This window comes from Sinomicrobium endophyticum, assembly GCF_052983315.1.
On the sequence record NZ_JBRKIS010000053.1, the window covers coordinates 22,073 to 46,550 of the forward strand.

The following is a 24,478-nucleotide window of genomic DNA, read 5'->3' on the forward strand; positions in this document are numbered from 1 at the left end:
CAGGAGAGAATAAGATCTGTCGGCCATGTAAATAATGTATATATGGGAATTTTATTAATTTGCCGCATTATTCCTAACCAATCATTACGATAATCTACATGAGACGTGCTTTACAAAATGAAGATACCTGGTCTATAATCATCGGCCTTTTTCTCATACTTACCGGACTTATGGTCTTTTTTATAAGTCCGTATCCCGAAATAAAGCAGGAGAATAGCAGTTTTCAGGAAGCATTAGAACAGCAGAAATCGTTCCCTTATAAGACGGTAGAATGGTACCGGCTATCGGAAGAAATATCTGCTTCTTCATCTGCAGAGACTCCGGCGGGGAAGGCTGTACATAAGTTATTGCAAACCCCCGGCAAATGGGAGTATAATCCTGTAAGGTCGTTGTATAAAGACCAGGCCCTTGCCAAAACGACAATTGCAGCGGCAGAAGATAGTCTTTCCCTACTGGAAAAAGAAGCCCTTGCACTTCATCGTCAATTTATTCGCCAGGGAGAGTCCGGTTCGCAGGCTGCCCATAATGCCGGTGAGGCTGCGGCAACATGGTATGAAGCCAGTAAAGCATGGGACAAAGTGCAGAAAAGTAATTCATCCTATAATTTAATGGGGACAATACCTGCTTTAGCTTTGGTTCTGGGGCTGTTGTTTTCGGTGGGAGGCTATTTTATGGGCTATGGTTTCCGGTCGTTTTTCATTGCTTTTCTCGGGGTTTTTGCCCTGGCGCTGATCTCCTTTATTTTGGGAAAACAAGAAGATGTAAGCTCCATGGGGTTCGGCTATCCTTTATGGGGAATTGTTCTGGGCATGCTTATTTCCAATACCGTGGGAACGCCATCGTGGTTGCTTCCGGCAGTCAAAACGGAATTTTATATTAAAACGGGACTGGTGCTGCTCGGGGCAGAAATTCTTTTCAGCAAGGTACTTTCCATAGGCCTTCCCGGCATATTTGTGGCATGGGTAGTTACCCCGCTGGTACTGGTACTGACCTATTGGTTTGGGCAGAAAGTATTGAAGATGGCCAGTAAATCGCTTAATATAACCATTAGTGCGGATATGTCCGTATGCGGTGTTTCCGCTGCCATTGCCGCGGCGGCGGCATCGAAGGCCAGTAAAGAAGAACTGACTCTTGCCGTAGGCCTTTCTATGGTGTTCACTTCCGTGATGATGGTGCTTTTACCGGCTTTTATCAATATGGCAGGGATGCCCGAGGTACTTGGTGGCGCCTGGATAGGAGGTACTATAGATGCTACGGGTGCGGTAGTGGCAGCGGGGGCATTCCTGGGAGAAACGGCTCTGCAGGTAGCGGCCACTATAAAGATGATCCAGAATATGCTGATTGGGTTGATTGCCTTTTTCGTAGCGTATTATTTTGCACGGAAATCCGAAGATACACCGAAAACTAAGGGGACGGCCAATGAACTTTGGCTGCGTTTCCCGAAATTTATCCTCGGTTTCGTAGGTGCGTCCGTACTCATTTCCTTACTGTATCACTGGAGCGGGACAACGCTTGGCGAAGCGCTTATAGACCGTGGGCTCATACGGGGTTTTACCAAAAATATCCGGAGCTGGTTGTTTTGCCTGGCATTTGTAAGCATTGGCCTGTCTGTTAATTTTAAGGAACTGAGATCTCACTTTAGCGGAGGAAAACCTTTGATACTTTATGCCTGCGGACAACTCTTTAACCTGTTGCTGACCCTTGGAATGGCATACCTTATGTTTTATATCGTATTTCCGGAAATCACAGAAAGCCTGTAAGAATGAAAAAAGTAAAAAAACTGATCGGTGCCGTTATTATTATTCTGCTGGTGCAGCTTGCTTTGCTCTGTGTACACCGTAACCTGCCTGGTTATAAAAAGTTCAGGGATGGCGTGGAAAAGACGGATGTGGATATGAATGCCTTGTTCTATTCCGAAGAAAAACATACCAGCAATGCAGCACGCTACCTGCGGGATAAAGTCCGGGAAAGGAACAGGTCAAACGGGATGAAAGAAGATTGAATAAAGTCCCCGGGGCTTTGATACCCCCCTTCGCTGCGCCCGGGCACTCAGCCACCTCCGTTTTAGCTTTTTCGATATCGTAAAAATAAACTTTTACAGCCCGGGCAAAGGCGGCTGAGTGTTCCGGGCTATGCCCGGAATGTATCGAAGCCCCGGCGGGAAAGCATAAAACCAAATAATTTTTCGGATATTCGTATATACAAGGATACAGGAACAATAGCCATAACCACCGGGTAACATGCAAACGGAATACGATGCCATAGTGGTAGGGTCGGGGCCGAATGGCCTTGCCGCCGCAATAAAACTCCAGTCCGAAGGGCTGAAGGTTTTGCTGGTGGAAGGAAAAGATACAATAGGTGGGGGAATGCGGACTATGGAACTGACCCTGCCCGGGTTCCGTCACGATGTCTGTTCCGCCATTCATCCTACGGCAATTGCTTCTCCTTATTTATCGCAACTTCCGCTTCACGAACACGGCCTGGAATACATTCTGCCCGAAGTGGACTGCGCACATCCTTTTGACGATGGCTCGGCGGCTCACCTGGAACGTTCGGTGGAGCGGACAGCAAATTCACTAGGTTCCGATAAAGAAGTCTACCTGGATACATACAAACCGTTTAAAAAATACTGGAAACAGATAGCCCCGGATGTACTGGGGCCTTTGTCCATACCTTCACACCCGGTAAAAATGTTGAAATTCGGGTGGAAAGCCCTGCAACCGGCCACAAGGTTTGCCAATCGCTTTGCCACGGAGAAGGGCAGGGGACTATGGGCCGGTATGGCGGCCCACTCGTTACAGCCTTTGACGAACTGGACCACATCGGCCACAGCGCTTGTCCTTTCCGTATCCGGGCACATGGGAGGGTGGCCCATAGCAAAAGGAGGTTCGCAAAGCATCGCCAATGCCCTTGCTTCTTATTTCTCCTCGTTGGGAGGAACTGTCCGGACCGGGTTGCATGTGAGATCGTTAGAACAATTGCCATCTGCCCGTGCCGTTCTTTTTGACGTTACGCCCCGGCAATTACTGGAAATTGCCGGGCATACATTTTCTTCGGTCTACAAGTGGCAGTTAAAACGCTATCGTTACGGAATGGGCGTATTTAAAATAGACTGGGCCCTCGATGGCCCCATACCCTTTACGGCGGAAGTCTGCAGAAAGGCAGGAACGGTGCACCTGGGGAATACGATGGAAGAGATAGTGCATTCCGAAAGGGAAGCGGGAAAAGGCAGGTTAACCGATAAACCTTTTGTACTGCTGGCCCAGCAAAGTTTGTTTGACACGACCAGGGCGCCGAAAGGAAAACATACCGCCTGGGCTTATTGCCATGTACCTCACGGTTCTGCGGCAGACCGCACCGCCGTTATTGAAAACCAGGTAGAACGTTTTGCCCCCGGGTTCAAAGACCTTATCCTTGCCCGGAATACGATGAATACCGGGGAGATGCAGGCGTATAACCCTAACTATATAGGAGGAGATATTAATGGCGGACTTATGGATATCCGCCAGCTTTTTACCCGTCCCGCCCTCAGGAGTTCTCCATACCGCACCTCTGCAAAAGGCTTGTATCTCTGTTCATCCTCCACACCGCCCGGAGGAGGGGTACACGGCATGTGTGGGTATCATGCTGCTGTCAGGGTATTGAAGGACATGGGAATCCGGACAGAGAGCCCGACCCCGAAACAATAAAAGTACAGATACCCCCCGGCAAACCTATTTCACCACAGTTTCCGGTTCTTTCTCCCGGTACACCGTAGGGGTTACCCCGTAAAATTCCTTAAAACCGGAGGAGAACTTCGACACATTGGAAAAGCCTGTGGCATAAGCCACTTCCGTTACACTCAGGTTTTTTGAAGTTAACAGTTCACCGGCCTGTTTCAGGCGGATGTTCCGGATAAAATCGCGGGGGGACTGGTTGGTGAGTTCTTTTAACTTCCGGAACAGGTGAACACGGCTGATACCGATTTCCGTTGCCATCATTTCCACATGGAGGTCCGGGTTACTGATATTATCGTTAATGAGGCAGGTTACTTTTTGTAATAGTTTTTCGTCTGCCGATTTAATATCGATTTTATACAGGTTATCTTCTTTGACCTGATTTCCGCTGTATATGTTTTTTAATAATTCCCTGTTTTGTATGAGGTTGCGTACCGTTTTTTTCAGGATCTCCATATTAAAAGGTTTGGAGAGGTAGGCATCCGCTCCCGTGGCCAGTCCTTCGATATTATCGTTTACTGTTGTTTTTGCCGTGAGCAGTATCACAGGGATATGATTGATATTCACATTTTGTTTAATTCTTTTACAAAGCGTAATGCCATCTATCTCCGGCATTTTTACATCGCTGATAATAAGGTCCGGATTTTTTTGCAGGATACGGACAATGGCCTGTTTGCCGTTACAGCATTCCGCAACATGGTACAAAGGGGCCAGTTCTTTGTGAAGGTAATTGCGAATGTCCTCGTCATCATCTACGATAAGTACGTTGTACTTGGTTCTGGACCGTACGTGCCTGTCTTCGGTATCCGGGTAAAAATTGGTGATATAAGGCTCTCGTTTAGGCTCGTATTCCGGCAGCAAAGTATTCGGTTGCGATGAAGATTCCATCCCGAAATGATGTGCTTCCAGGGGAATTTCTATAACAAAAGTAGCGCCTTCGGAAGTCGGGTCGCTTTCCGCCCGGATGGTACCGTGATGCAGGTTTACGATAGATCGGGTAAAATGCAGGCCTATCCCGGTGCCCTCCGCAGGTTTGTCGGCATTCGGGTTTTGGTAAAAACGGTTAAATATGCGTTCGGTCTCCTCCGGTTTAATGCCGATGCCGTTATCTTTTACGGTTATCCTGGCATAGTCTTCACCATTACTGTGCCTTACCGTTTCCAGAGCCAGCAGAATAGTGCCGTTGTCCGGGGTAAATTTAAAAGCATTGGAAAGTACGTTCTGGATCACCTTGTCAAAATATGCAGGGTCCGCGAACATGTATAGCGAAGGTAGGCTGTGACGGAATTCGAAACGTATGTTTTTGGTTTGTATCTGGTCTTCAAAAATGGTACATACCTTATGAATAAAACCGATGATCTCCGTTTTCTGGAATTTCAGGGCTATTTGTCCTTTGTCTATTTTCCGCACATCGATCAGCTGGTTGATAAGGTGGAGGATGCGTTCGGAGTTCCGCTGCATAAGTTTGTAACTCCTCTGCCGGTCCGGGTCACCGTCGGAACGAATAAGCTTGTTCAGCGGGTTGATGATTAAGGAAATAGGAGTCTTTATTTCATGCGAAATATTGATGAAAAACTGTAGCTTGGCTTCATTTATCTGGTTGTGATATTGCTGTTTCCGGATCTTTTGCCGGGTTCTGTACCGCTGGTGTATTTGATGGTAGATCAGGATACCGATGAGTATGGCAAGCACGACATAGCATATTTTTGCCAGTACGGATGCGTACCACGGAGGGTGAATGATTATGGTTATCTCCTGGGGTACGGAAAAAGTCTTGTTTTCCCTGGCTTTTACCCGGAATGTATACGTTCCGGGAGACAGGTCGTTAAAGGTTACATTATTGCCCGTTTGTCTCAGGCTCACCCAATCGTTCCGGTTCAGGGAATAGTAATAGGTGATCTTTTCCGGGGCGGTGAAGTCGGCAGTGGCGAACTCAATACTGAACGTATTGTCTTGATGAGCCAGTTGTACGGTGTCGGATTCCGAAATATTTTTATCGATAATAGCATAGTTCCCGGATTTCGTTCCCTTTTTTACTTCCTTGTTCTGCACATAAAAAGCGGTAATTTTTACATCGGGAGTTTTTCCGCCGTCTTTTATAAGTTCCGGGGCAAAAAAGGTTACGCCATTGGTTCCCCCGAAGATAATTTCTCCCGAATGACCGGAGTAGGCGGCTCCTTTGCTGAACTCGTTTCCCTGGAGACCGTCGTTGATGTAATAATTGGTAAAATGCTGTTTTTTAATGTCTAATCGGGATATACCGTAATGTGTACTTATCCACAGGTTCCCTTTTTCATCGCCCCGGACTGCGCAGATAAAATCGCTGGACAAACCGTCGGCATTGGTGAATTTTTTAAGATTTCCCGGGTTGGAGGATTTGCGGTACAATCCTTCGGAAGTACCTATCCAGATGTTTTTATCCTTGTCTTTATAAAGCGTATAAACAATATTGTTACCGAGTATATGATTGGTGTTTTCTTTGTTTATAAAGGACATGGTATTGAGATCGAGGAAACCGAGCCCGTCATAGGTGCCGATATACAATTGGTTATCGTCCGTATATAATAAGCAGTTTATCCATTTGTTGTTCAGCCGGTCACCTGCTTTACCGTTGGATGCCCGGCAGTGCCTTGTTACCTTGTTGGTTTTCAGGTTAATAGAAAACAGCCCGGCGCCCATAGAACCGATCCAAAGGTTTTTGTCCCTGTCTTCCGTAATGGCATATATACTCTCCACCTTGTGCGACTGATCGTCGACAATCCGGTCTACATAATCAAACTTCCCTGTTTTGCGGTTTACTTTTGCCAGGCCTTTGAGATAAGAACCTACCCATAAATTATGTTCGGAATCTTCGAAAACCGACATAATGGTAGCAGGGGCATGCGGAGGGGCAAAATGGGCTATCTGCCTGCCATCCGGGGCTACACCATACAGGCCGTCCCCGTCCGTCCCCACCCATAATACACCCTGGTGGTCTTTAAGTACCGACATGACACAATTGGAACCAATGGCGTTGTTTTGCGCGGATTGGTATCCTATATATTTAAAATTATTGGAGGTGGAAGGGATTAACATAACCCCTTTCTGATAAATACCCAGCCAAAGGTTCCCGGACCGATCTTCTGTAATGGAGTGCACTTTTGCCCTGGAGAAGTCAAATTTGTCTACCCCGGGGTTCAGGTCGCTTATTTGCCGGTTTTGAGTGTTGAACAGTTTAATGCCTTCCCCGTCCGTTCCGATAAGAATTTCGTTTTCCCCGCTTACATATAGCGTTTTTACGGATAGTTGTTTCCGGTTTTTCCCGGCAACGGGGCGGAAAGACTTTTGCTCTTTATCGTATTTAAAAAGTCCTTGATTGAGGTTCGCGGCATAAATATCCCCGTTTTGAACCTGGCAAATGCTGGAAATATTTCCGTCTCCCGTATTGGCAGTAAAAAAATTGTTTGTTTTCTTATCTGGAGAAACCCGGAAAAGTCCCTGGTCATGGGTCAGTATCCATAAATTTTCGGAATCATCTTCAAAAAGTTTAGTGATAAAGTCCGATGAAATTAACGGGTCCATGCGTATTCCGGAATACTGCCGGTTTTCCTTTTTCAATATAAAAATCCCGAACCCGGAAGTGCCGATCAGAATATCTCCGTTCTTCCGCTGCGTAATCGATGTTATATGGGGGTGCAGCCTGGTCTTGTCCCGGTTATAGATAGGAATTTCGGTAAAAGACTGCGTATCGTAGTCATACATTTGCAGTCCGTTGAAAAAACCGAATAGCAGGCGGTTTTTATTGTCTTCAAAAATAACGCGGATGTAGTTGTTTAAAATCGAGGAAGTATCCCGTTCATCGTGTTTTATTTTTCGGAATTTGGCCCCGTCATAGCGGTTCACCCCGTCTTCTGTAGCTACCCAGATAAAACCCCTGGAATCCGAATAGACCTGGTTGACAAGACTGCTTGACAGTTCGGCATCGGTGGAGTATAATTTCCCCGATTGGCCCCATGCCATCGGGATAAAAAGCAGGCAACTTATGGCCACACACAAAAACGGACCTGTAAAAGTGATTAGGGACTTAAAATACCTGGATACTATGTTCTTTATCATGGTGGTCGCTCTGAAATTAAACTAAAACAGGGTACTGGTATATAATTTCTATTGATCCTCCGAAACAGTTGTTATATACTAAAAACAAAACGGTTTTCCGGCTCCGCAGACCTCGCTCTAAAACCGGTATAGTGTATTGTATATACACCATATAGTTTTAATGACTACAATGTATTGTTATTTTTTGATATTCTCAATTTTTATGCTAAAAAAATATTAACAGTGTCCGTGTAGTGTGGTTTTTTAAAGTATTTAAATAATGAAAAGTATTTGTCAATACAGGTGTGCGGTAAAATCATATTTTTTAATTGATTATCAGGTGTTTATCCTTGTAAGGAGAGGGATTTGGATTTGATGGTAATAGGATATTGATTTTTGAATAGACATTTATATGAGGATTTGTTACTAAAAAAGATTAAAAAATACTGTTTTTATATCTGATGTAGGTTAATTATTGTTAAATGTGTTGCGGTTTTAAAATGTTGTAACGTACCGGAAAAAAATTGTAACCTGGCGAATACCCTTATTGTACCCGAAGAAATAATTTTATAACCGGTGAAATGATAAAGTCAATCACCTCCGGACGGAGCATAAATCTCACTTAGGGAGTAACCCGGTATCCGTACCATGCTGTTTTATTGTTACGGCACAACTAATAAAACCAAAGTATCCCGGTATTAGTTAGCGGGAAGCTTTCATCACTCATTTAATATTAAAACATATCAGAAAACCAGCCATGCCAGAATTCACGACCTGTTCGTTACGATTAAAAAACCTGTTCCTTATAATTCTATGTGTGCAATTAGCTGCCTGCGGACGGAAAGAGAAGGAGGGAGAAAAGGAGCAATGGAATGCCCGGACGGCATACTTTGATTATTTTCATTACAAGGGTGAAGACGATTTTTACAAGGAGAATCCCCTGCCGGATGCCGCATCTTTTTACAATCCCATTCTTCCCGGATGGTATTCGGATCCCAGTATTTGCCGTAACGGGGACGATTATTTTCTGGTAACAAGTACCTTCTCCTATTTTCCCGGGGTTCCCATCTTTCACAGCAAAGACCTGGTAAACTGGGAGCAGATCGGAAATATACTGGAACGCCCTTCTCAACTGAAACTGGACGGGCAACGGACCAGCCAGGGGATTTTTGCTCCCGCCATTAGCTATAATCCGCATAATAAGACCTATTATATGATAACCACCAATATTGGTGGAGGAAACTTTTTTGTAAAGACCAAAGACCCTTTCGGCGAATGGTCCGATCCTGTATGGCTTCCGGATGTTCACGGTATTGACCCTTCTTTCTTTTTCGATGATGACGGAAAGGCGTATATAGTAAACAATGACGAACCCGACGGAGGGTCTACTTACGATGGCCACCGTGCCATCCGTATCCTGGAATTTGACGTGGAAAGCGAAAAAACGACAGGTGTCAGTAAAATGCTTATCAACGGGGGCGTGGATTTAAAAGAAAAGCCGATCTGGATAGAAGGCCCGCATGTTTATAAGATAGACGGCAAATACTTTTTGATGTGCGCCGAAGGAGGGACCTCCGTGAATCACCGGGAGGTGATATTTTCTTCGGAAACTGCCATGGGGCCGTATAAGCCTTGGGATAAAAATCCCATTCTTACCCAAAAACACCTCGATCCGGAACGGCCCTTGCCCATTACCTGTGCCGGCCATGCCGATCTCATTCAAAAACAGGACGGCGAATGGTGGGCCGTATTCCTGGCATGCCGGCCCATAGAAAACGAATTTGAAAACCTGGGCAGGGAAACATTTTTAATGCCGGTACACTGGAGCGAAGACGGATTCCCTTATATGACCCGGGAAGATGAAGTTGTGCCCAGGATACTGAAAATGGATGGGACGACAAGAAAAGATAAGGTGACCTTCGGAAATTTTTCGGTAAAAGAGGAGTTTAATACCGGACAACTACCCCCGGAATGGATGACCTTACGCGGACCGGCAGATAGCCTGTATTCCTTAAAGGACAAACCGGACTACCTGGCCCTTAAATGTACGGATGTAAATACCACCGAATTAAAAGAACCGGCTTTTGTATCCAGAAGAGTACAACACCACAAGTTTCAATGTGAGACCGCATTGCATTTTGTTCCGGAAACAGAAAATGACCGGGCCGGATTGTTATTGTTTAAGGATGAAAAACATCAATACGGATTACTGGTGCGAAAAAAAGGAGAAGGAACGGAAGTATCCGTTCAGAAGATCAGTCCCGAAGGGACGGAAATACTCGGAAGCCGGGATATTCCGGCAAGTGAAGCCTCCGTACCCGTTGCACTGAAAATAATCTCATCCGGTAAATACTTTGATTTTTTCTGTAAACAGGGAGAAAATGATTGGAGCAGGGTGGCAGGCCGGGTACCTGCAAGGCATTTATCCACCGCCAATGCATCCGGCTTTACAGGTACCACCGTAGGGATGTATGCCAGTTCCAAAGAGTTTTAAAACACAATAAGAGTTTCACGTGCCAATACATACCGTGGAACCTTTGCGCCCCCCAATATCTTTTCGGACATACCGGCTTATGTTGATAATGGTATATGAAGTTTAACCAATCAAAAAATTAAAAACCAGGTCTGTAAACAAAGAGAATGTCTTCGTGGAATGCCGCTGTTCTTTTATAGTTGCCTTCCGCATACGCCTTGGTTTTTAATTAACCTTTAAAATCAAATTCTATGCAAAGTGTAATTCTACGATCTTTTTTGCAATGGAGGTGTTCATGGTTTCTCCGGATTGCCTGCCCCCTGATATTCCTGCTGTTTTTTACGGTCGGTGCCAACGCGCAGCAAACCGTAACCGGGCAGACCCTGGACGAATCCGGAAGGGAACTCCCGGGAGTGAGTGTCCGGGTAAAAGATAGCAATACCGGAACTGTGAGCGACTTCGACGGTAATTATTCTATTGAAGTACCCGGAGAAAATACCGTGCTCGTATTTTCCTATATCGGGTTTAAAACTACGGAAGTAACCGTTGGAGGACAATCCACCGTGAATGTTACTATGGAAGAAGACTTACAGCTACTTGATGAAGTGGTGGTTGTAGGCTACGGAACCCAGCGAAAAGAAGCAGTAACCGGATCGGTGGTTTCCGTAAGCGGGGATATGATGCGCGAAGTAGCCACACCCAATATCACGCAGTCCCTGCAGGGGCGTATGCCCGGGGTAGAGATATCGCAAACATCGTCCCAGCCGGGGGCCACCATGCAGATACGTATACGTGGTACCCGCTCACTTACGGCCAGTAATGATCCGCTGGTGGTACTGAATGGTATTCCGTTTACAGGATCTATCGCAGATATAAACCCTGCGGACATCAAGAGTATCGATATCCTGAAAGATGCCTCCGCTACGGCCATTTACGGCTCCCGCGGGGCCAATGGCGTTGTCCTGGTGACAACCAACCAGGGGTACAGGGGTGAGGAAGCCAAAATAAGTTACAACGGTTATTTCGGAACACGGTCCGTTTTTGCCAAATATCCCATGATGAACGGCCCCGAATTCGTAGCGCTCCGCGAAGCAGCCGGTCTGTATGAGAACGGCCCGGATGAATTTAACGATGTAGATACCGATTGGCAGGACCTGTTGTACAGAACGGGGATACTGACCAGTCACGATGTTACGGTTACGGGAGGGAGCGAAAAAGGAAGCTTTAACTTTGGCGTGGGATACCTTAAAGACGAAGGCGTAATCCCGACACAGCAATACGAACGTATTTCCATGCGGACCACCATAGACCAGCAGATCGGGGAACACCTTCGCGTAGGTTTAAGCTCAAATAACAACTACAATGTTAGCAAGGGCAACCAGATCGGTGTCGGAGGCCCGCTGGGCATGTCCCCGCTTATCAATCCGTATAATGAAGACGGTACGTTGAAACGGACCGTAAGTTCGGCCCTGGATGATTCCTGGGTATATACCCGGGATGTAGTAGAAGGATTGGGAGACCGGTGGCTGAGTGAGACCAGGGGGTTTGCCACGTACAATTCTCTTTACGGGGAAGTAAGTATTCCCTGGGTAGAAGGCTTGAAATACCGTATGAATGTCGGACTGGATTATCGCCAGTCCAACGGAGGGGCTTTTCAGGGAAGAGGAGTAAACAGTGTCAATGAAAATACGCCTTCAACAGCTTCTGTCAGCAATTCGCATACGTTTCACTGGCTGGTCGAACACCTGTTGACTTACGACCGCACCTTTGCCAAAAAACACAATATCAATGTAACGGCTCTGTATTCTACCGAGCAGAATAAATTTACCAGGTCACGCATGGCAGCAAGAGACATCCCTGCCGAGCATTTTCAGTTCTACAACCTGGGGCATGCCGACGGAGAGATCACCATAAACCCGGAAGATCAGGTTTATGAACTCTGGGGGCTGATGTCGTGGATGGGCCGTGTTATGTATTCCTACGATGACCGCTATATGCTGTCGGCCACTGTGCGTTCCGATGGTTCTTCCAGGCTCGCACCGGGGCACAAATGGCATACGTATCCTGCGGTGTCGGCAGGATGGAATATCAAAAAGGAATCTTTTATGGACAATGTATCCTTTGTGGATATGCTGAAACTGCGTGTTGGTTACGGGCAAACGTCCAACCAGGCCATTTCCCCCTATGCCACGCTTGGACGTCTGGCCACCAGGCCTTACAACTTCGGTGATGACGACTACGCAACAGGGTACTTTGTGTCTACGCTACCCAATGCCAATCTGGGATGGGAATACTCCGAGACCTGGAATTACGGACTCGACTTTTCCTTATTGAACAATCGCCTGTCCGGTACCATCGAGTATTATGTGACGAACACCAAAGACCTTCTTCTCGGCGTTGGCCTGCCCGCCACCTCCGGAGTGGGCAGTTATACGGCCAATATAGGGGAAACCCAGAACAAAGGCCTGGAATTCTCCCTCAACGGTTTGATCCTCGACACCCCCGGTGGCTGGACATGGGAGGCCGGGATCAATATATACGGCAACCGGAACAAACTGGTGTCGCTCGCTTCCGGAACGGACAGGGACGAAGGAAACTGGTGGTTTGTAGGACATCCTATTAATGTGGTTTATGACTACGAATACACAGGGCTCTGGCAGGAAGGGGATCCCTACCTGGATATCCTGGAACCGGGCGGGAATGTAGGGATGATCAAGGCAAAATATGCCGGTGATTACAACGAGGACGGTTCGCCCACAAGGGAAATCGGCCCTGAGGACCGGCAGATCATTAACATGCAACCCGATTTCCAGGGAGGTTTCAATACCCGTGTAGCCTATAAAAATTTTGATCTCATTACGGTAGGAGCCTTCAGGAGCGGAGGTACACTCATCAGTACACTTCACACGGCATCCGGGTACCTCAATATGCTGAGCGGAAGGCGCAACAACGTAAAAGTAGACTACTGGACCCCGGAGAATACCGATGCCAAATATCCCGCACCCGGGGGCATTATGAGTGGGGACAATCCCAAGTACGGAAGTACCCTGGGGTATTTCGATGCCTCATACCTCAAGATACGTACCATAACCCTGGGCTATAATTTTGATCAGAACGACTGGCTGAAAAAAGCCGGTATCGGAAACCTGAGACTTTACGCCACCGTGCAAAACCCTTTTGTTGTGTTTTCGCCTTTCCACAGGGAAACCGGTATGGACCCCGAAACCAACTCATATGCAGATCAAAATGCGGCAGTGACGGGGACATACCCCAGCCGTTTGCTTACCATAGGCACCAACGCACCGGCAACACGCAATTATATGTTAGGGCTTAATGTAACATTCTAAAAAAATCTATAATGAAGAGGATATATATAAAAACATTTATGGGAGCGGCCTTGATGGCGTTGTTCCTGACATCGTGCTCCGATATTCTGGATGAAGAGCCGCGCAGCATTTATGAACCCAGCTTTTTTGCTACCGAAGCCGGGGTCCGTGGCGGATTGACATCCATGTATGCCCACCTGCGTTACATATACGGCCAGGCGTATTATTACAATACCTGCCTTACCGGTACCGATGAAGTGACCTATGCGCAGAGTGCGGACCAGAATTTTCAGGTCATGGACCTCAGTGGTGTAGGAGGAAGCATAACTTCCACGACTAGCCGGGCCGATGTATTGTGGGGAACCGCATATTCCAACATCAATACCGCCAGCGGTATCATTGAAAATGCTGCCGAAGTGGGAATTTCGGATGACCTGATCGCGGAAGCCAGGTTTTTCCGCGCGTTCGATTATTTTATGCTGGTACAGACGTTCGGAGGTGTATCTTTAGACCTGGGAGCGGGCGAACTGACGTTCAATACCAACCCTTCGAGGACTTCCGAACGCAATACCGTACCCGAAGTCTATACCAGGGCCATATTTCCGGACCTTCTCACAGCCGTTAACGATCTGCCGGATGCCGGCCGCGTTACCGGCGGCGCAACCAAAACACTGGCACGCCTTTACCTGGCCAAAGCCTATCTCACCTACGGGTGGTGGCTGGAAAACCCGAACAATATCCCCACCTACCCGGAAACAGGCCGGACCGATCCGGACGGGCACGATGCACAGTGGTATTTTCAGCAGGCATACGATGTGGCTATAGAGGCCATCAACAACCCGGGCCCTTTTGGTTTGCAGGAAACTTTTTATGACGTAAACCTGGCGCCGAACGACCGCAATAATGAAATACTGCTGTATGCCGACCATACCGAAACCAGCGAGTTTTATAATGGCGGAAGCCTTACCTGGGGTAATGGCGGCGCCCCCGATAACTTTGCGGGCTGGATGATGACCTGGAACTATACGGTGATCAACAGCAGTTCATCGAGCTCAGGCTGGGAGCCTGTAAGTTCCGTTCAAAGAGAAGCGGTACAGGCCCTGGGCCGCCCCTGGACCCGTATGTGCCCCACCATAGGAGCTATTACCAATACATTTGCCGATAAGGAAAACGATTCCCGCTACGACGGGACCTTTACCACCGTGTACCGTGGTAACTGGGACAAGGCAGGCATTAGCGGTTCTTTGTATAATGCCAATTCCATGGAAGTCCATCCGGGCGACGCGATCCTAACTTTCCTGAACGAAGAACCGGCCGAAAGCATAGATTACATTACCCCGGTGAGCGAGGGCGCCAATGTAGGTGCGGGCGTATTACCCGGAAGATCCGATTTTGTCATATCGCCCGAAGGGATAAGCAGGATCGTTTATCCCGGCCTTTGGAAGCTTGGCCCGTATCGTACGGACAGCGGTAGTGGATTAGGAGAACCCAATGCCGGAAGTACGCGCCCTTTTAACATTGCCAAATTTTCGGAACTGTATTTCATTGCTGCCGAAGCGGCCGTAAAAGGCGCATCCGGCGGACAAAGCGCATACGACCTTATTAATGTTATCCGTGAACGTGCCGGAAAATGGCGTTGGGACAACAACGGGAACATGGAAAAAACAGAGGACAATAGTGCCGCAATGGTCGCCGCTACCCCGACGGATATAGATATCGACTATATTCTTGCCGAGCGTTCGCGCGAATACTACGGCGAGGGTTATCGCTGGTACGATCTGATACGTACGCAAAAATGGGAAGAGCTTGCCGCTACTTACGAAATCGGCGGAAGGAATTACGGAGACCATACCCCCGAGACCGTTACACGTAACATTCAGCCATATCACTATTTGCGCCCCATTCCGCAAGGTCAGCTGGATGCCATGGAAGGGGACAAGAGTAATTATCAGAACCCCGGGTATTAAATCCCGTATGGTGCTGTGAAGGATCCCCCGGCGAAGTTTCCCGGAGTTCCGGAACAGAAAAAAGAAAACTCTGTTGAACTTAGCTATGGAGTTTGTTTATGGAACAGGGACTGCTTTATACAGAAGTCCCTGTTTCTTGGCATATATCCTGAAGAATAGTCAGGACCGGATTGGAGATGATAAAGAACTCGTCGTTAAAAACGGAAATATTACATAAAATATGAAAAGAAAAAAACGGATAGTAAGCTTGCTTTGTATTGGTGGCTTTATTGCCGGAGTAACAGCTCATAAAGGAATGGATCATATAGCGGGAAAGAGTACGTTAAAAGATGCCTATGCCGGTAAATTTCACATAGGCACCGCACTTAATGAGAGCCAGATAGCAGGAAAGAGTGCAGATGAAATGGCCCTGGTAAAAAAACAGTTTAACGCTGTTGTAGCGGAGAATTGCATGAAAAGCGAACGGATACATCCTGCGGAAGACATCTATAATTTTACCCTGCCCGATAAATTTGTAGCATTCGGCGAACAAAACGGAATGCAGATCAACGGGCATACCCTGATTTGGCATTCACAGGCACCTGAATGGTTTTTTGAAGACGAAAACGGAAACACAGTAAACAGGGAAGTGCTTATTCAACGGATGAAAGAACACATCCATACCGTGGTAGGGCGTTACAAAGGCAGGGTCCATACCTGGGATGTGGTGAATGAAGCCGTACTGGATAATGGTGAATTGCGGAAAAGTAAATTCTATCAGATTATAGGAGAAGATTACCTGAAACTGGCCTTTGAATTTGCCCGTGAAGCCGATCCGGAAGCAGAATTGTATTATAACGATTATTCCACGGCCATACCGGAAAAGCGGGAAGGGATCGTGAGGCTTGTAAAAAAGCTTCGGGAAGAAGGCATAACTATAGATGGTATTGGTATGCAGGGACACGTGGGACTGAACGAACCTGCTATTGAAGAACTGGAAAAAACGATCCTGGCATTTTCCGGCCTGGGAGCAAAAGTAATGATAACAGAACTCGATCTTACCGTATTGCCTTCTCCGTGGGAGAGAACAGGAGCTGAGGTCTCGGCAAATTTTAAATACAGTAAGGAAATGGATCCCTATGCCGAAGGACTAACGGATAGTATCCGCCGTCAGTTTGACGAGCGTTATACCCGGTTATTCAAACTTTTTTTAAAACATGCAGACAAGATTACACGCGTGACCTTCTGGGGAGTAAACGATGGCAATTCCTGGCGCAATAACTGGCCGGTACCCGGAAGAACGGACTATCCGCTGCTGTTTGACCGTAATAATCAACCCAAACCGGCCATGGATTCTATTCTGGGGCTGATCCGTAACAGCAGGTAATCATGTATGATGAAATAAACTGTCCGAACGTTTCCCGGAATAGCGTTCTTTGTAAATAATCGTAACTTCGGAAGAGCAGGAGCCCCCGGTTAAAAATTAAAAGTATCCGGATAAGAAGAAAACAAAACCTAAACCTGGTAAGCATGTATTATCGTTGTATAAATATTATCCTGGGAATCATTATTTTGTATGGTCACAGCCTTCGGGCGCAATCTCATTCCGCACATAATCCCATAATACATGCCGACGTTCCGGACATGTCCGTGATACGGGTGGGAGATACCTATTACATGAGCAGTACCACCATGCACATGAATCCGGGGGTACCGGTTATGAAATCCGAAGACCTGTCCAACTGGGAGATCGTAAACTATGCCTATGATATCCTGGACCCGGACAACGAAGCTCTTAACCTGGCCGATGGTAAAAGTGCATATGGCAAAGGATCCTGGGCCAGTTGTTTGCGTTATCACAACGGAACCTATTACGTGAGTACCTTTGCACAGACTACCGATAAAACGTATATATACAGTACCGGAGATATTGAAAAGGGCCCCTGGAAAACTATTTCTTTTAGTCCTTCTTATCACGATCATACCCTGTTTTTTGACGATGACGGAAAGGTATATATGATATGGGGAGGAGGGAACCTGCGTATGGCAGAACTCAAAGAAGATCTTACCGGGGTCAAAGAAGGTACGGAACGCGTACTCATTGAAAATGCCAGCGCGCCGGCCGGGACGGATATAGCGCTTCCGGCAGAAGGTTCGCAATTGTTTAAGGTAAACGGTAAATACTATCTTTTTAATATAACCTGGCCCCGGGATGGTATGCGGACCGTACTCGTACATCGTGCCGATAAAATTACCGGGCCATATGAAGGCAAAGTGGTTTTACAGGACAAAGGAGTGGCCCAGGGAGGGCTCGTGGATACCCCCGATGGCGATTGGTATGCTTACCTGTTTCGCGATTACGGGGCTGTAGGCCGTATTCCTTATCTCGTTCCGCTAACCTGGAAAGATGGCTGGCCTGTATTGGGGATAGGTGGTAAAGTACCGGATACCCTGAAAGGACTTCCGGCAAACAAATCGCTGATTCCCGGAATTGTAGCTTCGGACGATTTTAAAAGAAAAAAAGGAGAAGCAGCTTTGCCTCTGGTATGGCAATGGAACCATAATCCCGATCCGGAACACTGGTCCCTGAACGGAAAAAAAGGATTTCTGCGTATCATTACAGGCAGAGTGGATAAAACTCTCGAACAAGCACGTAATACCCTCACACAGCGCACTATCGGCCCTGAATGTACGGGAAGTACAGGTATTGATGTTTCCGGAATGAAAGAAGGCGACGTTGCCGGGCTGGCTTTACTACAGGAATTCTATGGCATGGTAGGAGTGCAATATGCCGATGGTAAAAAGAGTGTGGTTATGATCAATACCGGACCAGGAGAACCGGAAATCGTACAACAAATTCCTTTGGAACAGGATGTCGTACATCTCAGGGCAGTTTGTGACTTCCGGAATAAAAAGGACGAAGCTCGTTTTTACTACAGCCTTAATGGTAAAGAATGGCAGCCTATCGGAAATGTGTTGCACATGAAATACACCCTTTCTCACTTTATGGGATACCGGTTTGCCCTCTTCAACTATGCGACCCAAAACCCTGGCGGACATGTGGATTTTGATTATTTTGATATAAAAGAATAACCGGAGTATAGCAGGGTAAACGCATTATATTAAGAGAGGAACCTGGAACCTGAAACCTGGAACCTGGAACCATTAAACGTTTCAATTATAGTTTTTTTAATGCGTTTGCCCTGGGAGATATGCCTTTTTCCTGTGCGAATGAAAAAGAATTACTAAATTGGTTAGCGGAAATTAAAGATAGCCACTCAGGATATTCGTATCCCGGGGTGTTATTGCTAAGTCCCCTGACAGATGACAACCGTCCTTTTTATCTTTTATATCCTTATAACGCTGGTTTCCCTGGTAACGCTTATCTTATACGGTACCAGGCCATCCAAGTCCTTTAGCTGGTTACTGGTTATTGTTATGCTGCCTTACATAGGGGTATTGCTATATGTACTTTTCGGCATTAACCGAAGGAAGATAAAATTCTTTAAGCTTAAGAGAATTGATGAAATGAAGACCTATGCCTTGTTCCATACCAACGGCAGGACTTCGGTTGCGGAATTTTCATCCGACAAGGAAAAAAAGATATCGGAACTGGTAAAAGGCAGTACGGGAGCTTTACCGAAAAAGGGAAATGCAGTAACCGTTCTGAATGACGGGATAAAAACCTTCGAAGCAATTTTTACAGCCCTGGAAAAAGCGGAAAGCTTTATTCATATACAGTTCTATATTTTTGAGGATGGGGAATTGCTGGAAAGGCTTTTTCAGTTATTCCGCAGGAAAATAAAAGAGGGCGTGGAAGTACGGGTTATTTACGACGCTGTCGGCAGCTTTGCTTTAAGCAGAAAACACATTAAACGTTTCCGGAAAACAGGAGTTAAAATATACTCTACCATGCCTTTGCGGTTCGGTAGCATACTCTTTACCATCAATTACAGAAATCACAGGAAGATCATTGTTATTGATGGTAAAACAGGTTTTACCGGTGGCGTTAATATTTCGGATAAATATATACACCCTTCACGCTATCTCGGCATATGGAACGATATGCACCTTTGCATTCAAGGGCCTGCCGTTGGAAGCCTTCACCGGGTTTTTGTAAAGGATTACTATTTTGCCAGTAGCGGAGAAGACCTCTGGCAACCCGGTTATTTCCCGGAAAACGGCGAAGTGGGAAAAACTACGATACAAGTGGTCGCCGGCGGACCGGATTCCGATTTTTCTTCCGTAATGTATCAATATGCTGTGATGATAGGCCAGGCAGAACGGTCCGTATGTATTGCAAATCCGTATTTTATTCCGAGTATCACCATACTGGAAAACCTGAAAATAGCGGCCCTGGGTGGAGTAAAAGTAAAACTGCTGGTCCCGAAAAAGTCAGACACCTCCCTGGTGAAATACGGTATGCACTCCTATTTTGAAGAGTTGCTTCATGCCGGAGTGGAAATATACGAACATCCCGTTAAGTTTTTGCACAGTAAAATAATTATCGTCGATGATGAAATAGCTTCCGTAGGTTCCGGAAATTTTGACAACCGTAGTTTCGATCAGAATTTCGAGGTGAATGCTCTTCTTTTTGACAAAGGGATTGCCATGCAGCTCCGGGAGGATTTTGACAGGGATTGCTCCGAAGCAAAAAAGCTGGAACTTGCCGTATTCCGGCAAAGATCTTTCCTGAACAAAATGCTCGAAGGTATTGCCAGGATATTCAGTCCGCTTTTGTAATGCTCTTACCTGTTCCGGTCTCGTTCACTAAGTGAAGTTTATGACCCTTCCCGATAACGATCTGGATACTCCGAGGGTTAACTTTCCGTATGATAAATATCATTTCGCGAGGAGAAGATATGGTGTAAACTTACATTTTAAAAATAACTTTAATCTGTAAGATAATGAAAGCATTGGTTTATTACGGCGAACATAACATCGCCCTGGAAGAAAGGCCGAAACCTGTAATCCAAAAACCTACGGATGTCATCGTAAAGGTTTTGAAAACCACCATTTGTGGTACGGATCTGGGGATCTACAAAGGCAAAAATCCCGAAATAGAGAGCGGACGCATACTCGGGCACGAAGGTATAGGTATTATCGAAGAAACGGGGAGCGGTGTATCGCAATTTAAAAAAGGAGATAAAGTTCTTATTTCCTGCATAACATCCTGCGGTTCCTGTGAATACTGTAAAAAACAAATGTATGCCCATTGCAAGGACGGGGGATGGATACTGGGGTACATGATAGACGGCGTACAGGCCGAATACGTACGTATACCCCATGCCGATAACAGTTTGCACAGGATTCCGGAGACTATAGACGACGAGATAGCGGTATTGTTAAGCGATATTTTACCAACCGGTCATGAAATAGGGGTGCAATACGGTAATGTAAAACCCGGAGATGCCATAGCGATAGTAGGGGCTGGTCCGGTGGGAATGTCCGTGCTTCTAACTTCCCAGTTCTATTCGCCATCTGTTATAATTATGATAGACGTGGATGAAAACCGGCTGGCATTGGCAGGAGAACTGGGAGCAACACATACTGTAAATTCCGCTGAAGAGAATGCAGAAGAAGCTGTAAAGAAAATTGTAGGAGAAGAGGGAGTAGATGTCGCTATTGAAGCCGTTGGCCTCCCGGTAACGTGGGATATATGTCAGGGTATTGTAAAGCCCGGAGCTCATCTTGCCAATGTTGGGGTACATGGTAAAAAAGTAGATTTTGATATCCAGAAACTGTGGATTAAAAATCTAACCATTACCACCGGCCTTGTAAATACGAATACCACCCCGATGCTTTTAAAAGCGGTATCCACCAATCGTTTTGACCTGAAAAAACTGATCACACATCATTTTCGACTGGATGAACTGGAACATGCCTACCAGGTATTCTTAAACGGAGCGAGGGAAAAAGCGCTGAAAATTATCATTTCCAATGATTGAGATTGTTTGAAACGAATATTCCGAAAATACGTTTGTCCGGTTTGTTTTCGCTGGCCCCAACATCGTAAACTCACGGATATCTATGCTTTTTTTACCATAAAGATGGAAAAAAGTGTATATTGGTATGCTTAAGTCCGTAAAGGCTGGCTTAAATAAGAATCTTTCAACTCCAATATAATTACAAGATGAAAAGACGAGATTTCGTGAAAAATACTGGGCTCCTTACCGTCGGGGCCTTTGCTATGGGGCATACCGATATGGTGGCCAATGTTTTAAAAAATAAAACTATAGACCCGTTTGGGGTACAACTTTACAGTGTACGGGATGTATTGCCCGGCGATCCTAAGGGAGTGATGACCAAACTGGCCGGTATGGGATACAAACAGTTTGAGAGTTATGCCGGTTCCGAAGGTTTTCTGTGGGGATTGTCGCCCCGGGAAATGAAAGCTTTCCTCGCGGATATAGGCGTGGATATGGTGAGTACGCACTTTAACTACATGGGAGTGGCGGATAAACCGGACGAATTAAAGAAAAATATTGAGATGGCCGAGGGCGCAGGCCTCAAATACCTGCTATGCCCGTATCTCGGCGCACAGAAGAGCTGGGACGATTGGAAAAGAATTGCCGAAAACCTGAATAGAGCCGGGAAAGAAGCAGGCAAAGCCGGATTGAAGTTCGGTTATCACAATCACGATTATTCGTTTAAGCCATTGGAAGGAAAACTCCCCCAGGAATATCTGCTGGAAAATACCGATCCCGATCATGTGATGTTTGAACTCGATCTTTGCTGGATAGATGTAGCCGGAGTGGATACGGCAGCACACCTTAAGAAATATGGTGACCGGTACGAATTGTGCCACATAAAGGACTATAATATAGAGAATAGAAAACCCGTTCAGTGCGACCTGGGAAAAGGAAGTGTAGATATGAAAAATACCCTGAAAAATGCGCTGAAAAGCAGTATTAAATATTATATCGTAGAACAGGAGGAATATCCGGTATCTTCCCTGGAAAGTCTGAAGAACGATGCGGCATATATGAAGGCTTTGAAAGTGTGAGCGGACGGACTTTGATTTCTGTTCCGCCGGTAAAGACAGGACATCTTAAAGCCTTGAACTGCTATCAAACCACAAAGGGCGCATAAAGCAGATACAACGAAATAAAAGGTGTCCATACCTTGTAATTAATTGCTTATTTGTTTGATTACCTTTTCCGTTAAATATCTTTTTAAGACCTCTTTTACAACGAACTCGTTTAAACTTTTTCCATCACGATAATTATCGGCAAGCAGGTTCGCTTCAATCAAAAAAGTTTAAACGAGTTCAATTCATAAAATTGTAGAAGCTGCAAACATCTAACTGTTTGCCCCCTGTAATCTTAAACCATGAAAATAAATAACTGCCCGCTTTTATTTATCATTATACCATTTACCATTAGTCTTTGTTTTATCTCATGCCGGGATAAACCTGGCGATGGCGTAGTTTCAATCGCTGAAACACCTACCGATGTCTTGCAGTTTCATATCGATCCGAACACTACCTACCAGACCATAGATAATTTTGGAGCCTCGGATGCCTGGTCCTGCCAGTTTGTCGGACAATGGCCTTCAGCCAAAAAGCAAAAAATAGCCGACCTGCTTTTTAGTAAACAAACGGATTCGAACGGAAATCCTGAAGGTATCGGCCTGTCATTATGGAGGTTTAACCTCGGAGCGGGAAGTGCACGGCAAGGTAAAGCCAGCGGAATAAAAGACGAATGGCGAAGAACAGAATCCTTTTTACGGGAAGATGGTACTTATGACTGGAGCAGGCAGAAAGGGCAGGTGTGGTTTGCCCGTGCTGCCAAAGAATATGATGTAGAGAATTTCCTGGTATTTTCCAACAGCCCGCCGGTTAACCTGACCAGGAATGGTAAAGCCTATGCCGATAACGGAAATCATTCCAACCTCTCCCCGGATAATTATGATGAATTTGCACGCTATTTAGCCCAGACTGCCGGGGGACTCAAAAACATGGGATTGACCGTCGATGTCATCAGCCCTGTTAATGAACCGCAATGGGATTGGGACGAGGGAGGACAGGAAGGAACACCTTTCCGGAATAACGAGATAGCCGCGATCACCAGGCTATTGGATAAAGAACTTAGTAAAAAAGACCTGGATATTAAGATCGATATCGCCGAAGCAGGTCAGATCAATTACTTATACGAAACTGCCGGTAAAGTGCGAAGAGGTTCCCAGATAGAAGCCTTTTTCCGGGAAGGTTCGGAAAACTATTTAGGAGACCTGCCACATTTGAGCCGGGCTATATCCGGGCATAGTTATTTTACTACTTCGCCCCGGTCCGAGTTAGTCCGGCAAAGAGAAAAACTAGCCGAAAATCTGAAAAAATATCCCGATCTCAAATTTTGGATGTCGGAATATTGTATTTTAGGAGATAATAACAATGAAATAAAAGGTAACGGCAGAGACCTTGGTATAGGTCCGGCCCTTTATATGGCCGGGGTTATACATCACGATCTCGTTATAGCAAACGCTTCCGCATGGCATTGGTGGCTGGCCGTTTCTCCATACGATTACAAAGACGGGTTGCTATATATAGACAAAAATAAAACCGACGGAAACATTTACGAAAGCAAAATGCTCTGGGCTTTGGGAAATTACAGTCGTTTTATAAGACCCGGGTTTCAACGTATCAAAGTAACGAAAACCAGTGCCGGCAATACCGGTGATCTGTTGGTGTCCGGATACAGGGACGTCGAAAATAAAGAACTGATACTGGTAGCAATAAATTCGGGACAGGAGGATGTAAAAGTGAATTTTATCCCGACCGAGAAGTTTCCGGGCCCCGTCCGGTCCTATGTGACCTCGGCAGAGAAAAACCTGGGACAGGCAGACATCCGGAAAGAAAAGGAGCTGGTGATTCCGGGAAGTTCAATAGTTACCCTTGTATATAGCCAGGGCAAACGCATTAAAGAATAATAAGCAGTTCAACAT

The 24,478-nt window shown here is 46.1% G+C and carries 13 protein-coding genes; 12 read left to right on the top strand and 1 reads right to left on the bottom strand.

From position 1 onward, the window contains the following. Nucleotides 1-98 precede the first annotated feature (98 nt). From ACVBDU_RS20430 to ACVBDU_RS20440, 3 genes are all read left to right on the top strand, one after another. Nucleotides 99-1,760, top strand: a complete 1,662-nt coding sequence (locus ACVBDU_RS20430; protein WP_447181547.1) for a YeiH family protein — start codon at nucleotides 99-101, stop codon at nucleotides 1,758-1,760. 2 nt (nucleotides 1,761-1,762) lie between these two features. Next, nucleotides 1,763-2,002, top strand: coding sequence for a hypothetical protein (locus ACVBDU_RS20435; protein ID WP_447181548.1), 240 nt, complete (start codon nucleotides 1,763-1,765; stop codon nucleotides 2,000-2,002). A gap of 238 nt (nucleotides 2,003-2,240) precedes the next feature. Then, nucleotides 2,241-3,689, top strand: coding sequence for a phytoene desaturase family protein (locus ACVBDU_RS20440; RefSeq protein WP_447181549.1), 1,449 nt, complete (start codon nucleotides 2,241-2,243; stop codon nucleotides 3,687-3,689). A gap of 24 nt (nucleotides 3,690-3,713) precedes the next feature. Here the strand turns inward: ACVBDU_RS20440 and ACVBDU_RS20445 are convergent, their stop codons facing one another. Beyond that, complete coding sequence (locus tag ACVBDU_RS20445) at nucleotides 3,714-7,811, bottom strand: hybrid sensor histidine kinase/response regulator transcription factor (protein WP_447181550.1); 4,098 nt, start codon at nucleotides 7,809-7,811, stop codon at nucleotides 3,714-3,716. Between the two features lie 736 nt (nucleotides 7,812-8,547). On the opposite strand from ACVBDU_RS20445, the gene ACVBDU_RS20450 reads away from it, so the two are divergent. The 9 genes from ACVBDU_RS20450 (at nucleotide 8,548) to ACVBDU_RS20490 (ending at nucleotide 24,463) form a co-directional block, all read left to right on the top strand. After that, entirely contained in the window at nucleotides 8,548-10,284 is a 1,737-nt protein-coding gene (locus tag ACVBDU_RS20450; protein ID WP_447181551.1) for a glycoside hydrolase family 43 protein, read from the top strand. A gap of 230 nt (nucleotides 10,285-10,514) precedes the next feature. Then, entirely contained in the window at nucleotides 10,515-13,610 is a 3,096-nt protein-coding gene (locus ACVBDU_RS20455) for a SusC/RagA family TonB-linked outer membrane protein (protein WP_447181552.1), read from the top strand. An 11-nt stretch (nucleotides 13,611-13,621) separates the two neighbouring features. Further along, nucleotides 13,622-15,556, top strand: a complete 1,935-nt coding sequence (locus ACVBDU_RS20460) for a RagB/SusD family nutrient uptake outer membrane protein (protein WP_447181553.1) — start codon at nucleotides 13,622-13,624, stop codon at nucleotides 15,554-15,556. Nucleotides 15,557-15,776: 220 nt separating this feature from the next. Continuing rightward, entirely contained in the window at nucleotides 15,777-16,922 is a 1,146-nt protein-coding gene (locus ACVBDU_RS20465) for an endo-1,4-beta-xylanase (protein ID WP_447181554.1), read from the top strand. A 143-nt stretch (nucleotides 16,923-17,065) separates the two neighbouring features. Continuing rightward, on the top strand, nucleotides 17,066-18,628 hold the full coding sequence (locus tag ACVBDU_RS20470; protein WP_447181555.1) for a glycoside hydrolase family 43 protein: 1,563 nt from the start codon (nucleotides 17,066-17,068) through the stop codon (nucleotides 18,626-18,628). Nucleotides 18,629-18,859: 231 nt separating this feature from the next. Then, nucleotides 18,860-20,278 (top strand): cardiolipin synthase, encoded by a 1,419-nt coding sequence (cls, locus tag ACVBDU_RS20475; protein ID WP_447181556.1) that lies wholly within the window; start codon nucleotides 18,860-18,862, stop codon nucleotides 20,276-20,278. 164 nt (nucleotides 20,279-20,442) lie between these two features. Continuing rightward, on the top strand, nucleotides 20,443-21,483 hold the full coding sequence (locus tag ACVBDU_RS20480) for a zinc-dependent alcohol dehydrogenase family protein (RefSeq protein ID WP_447181557.1): 1,041 nt from the start codon (nucleotides 20,443-20,445) through the stop codon (nucleotides 21,481-21,483). A 185-nt stretch (nucleotides 21,484-21,668) separates the two neighbouring features. Continuing rightward, a complete protein-coding gene (locus tag ACVBDU_RS20485) occupies nucleotides 21,669-22,541 on the top strand; it encodes a sugar phosphate isomerase/epimerase family protein (protein WP_447181558.1) in 873 nt (290 codons plus the stop codon). 326 nt (nucleotides 22,542-22,867) lie between these two features. Further along, entirely contained in the window at nucleotides 22,868-24,463 is a 1,596-nt protein-coding gene (locus ACVBDU_RS20490) for a glycoside hydrolase (protein ID WP_447181559.1), read from the top strand. Nucleotides 24,464-24,478: the final 15 nt, after the last annotated feature.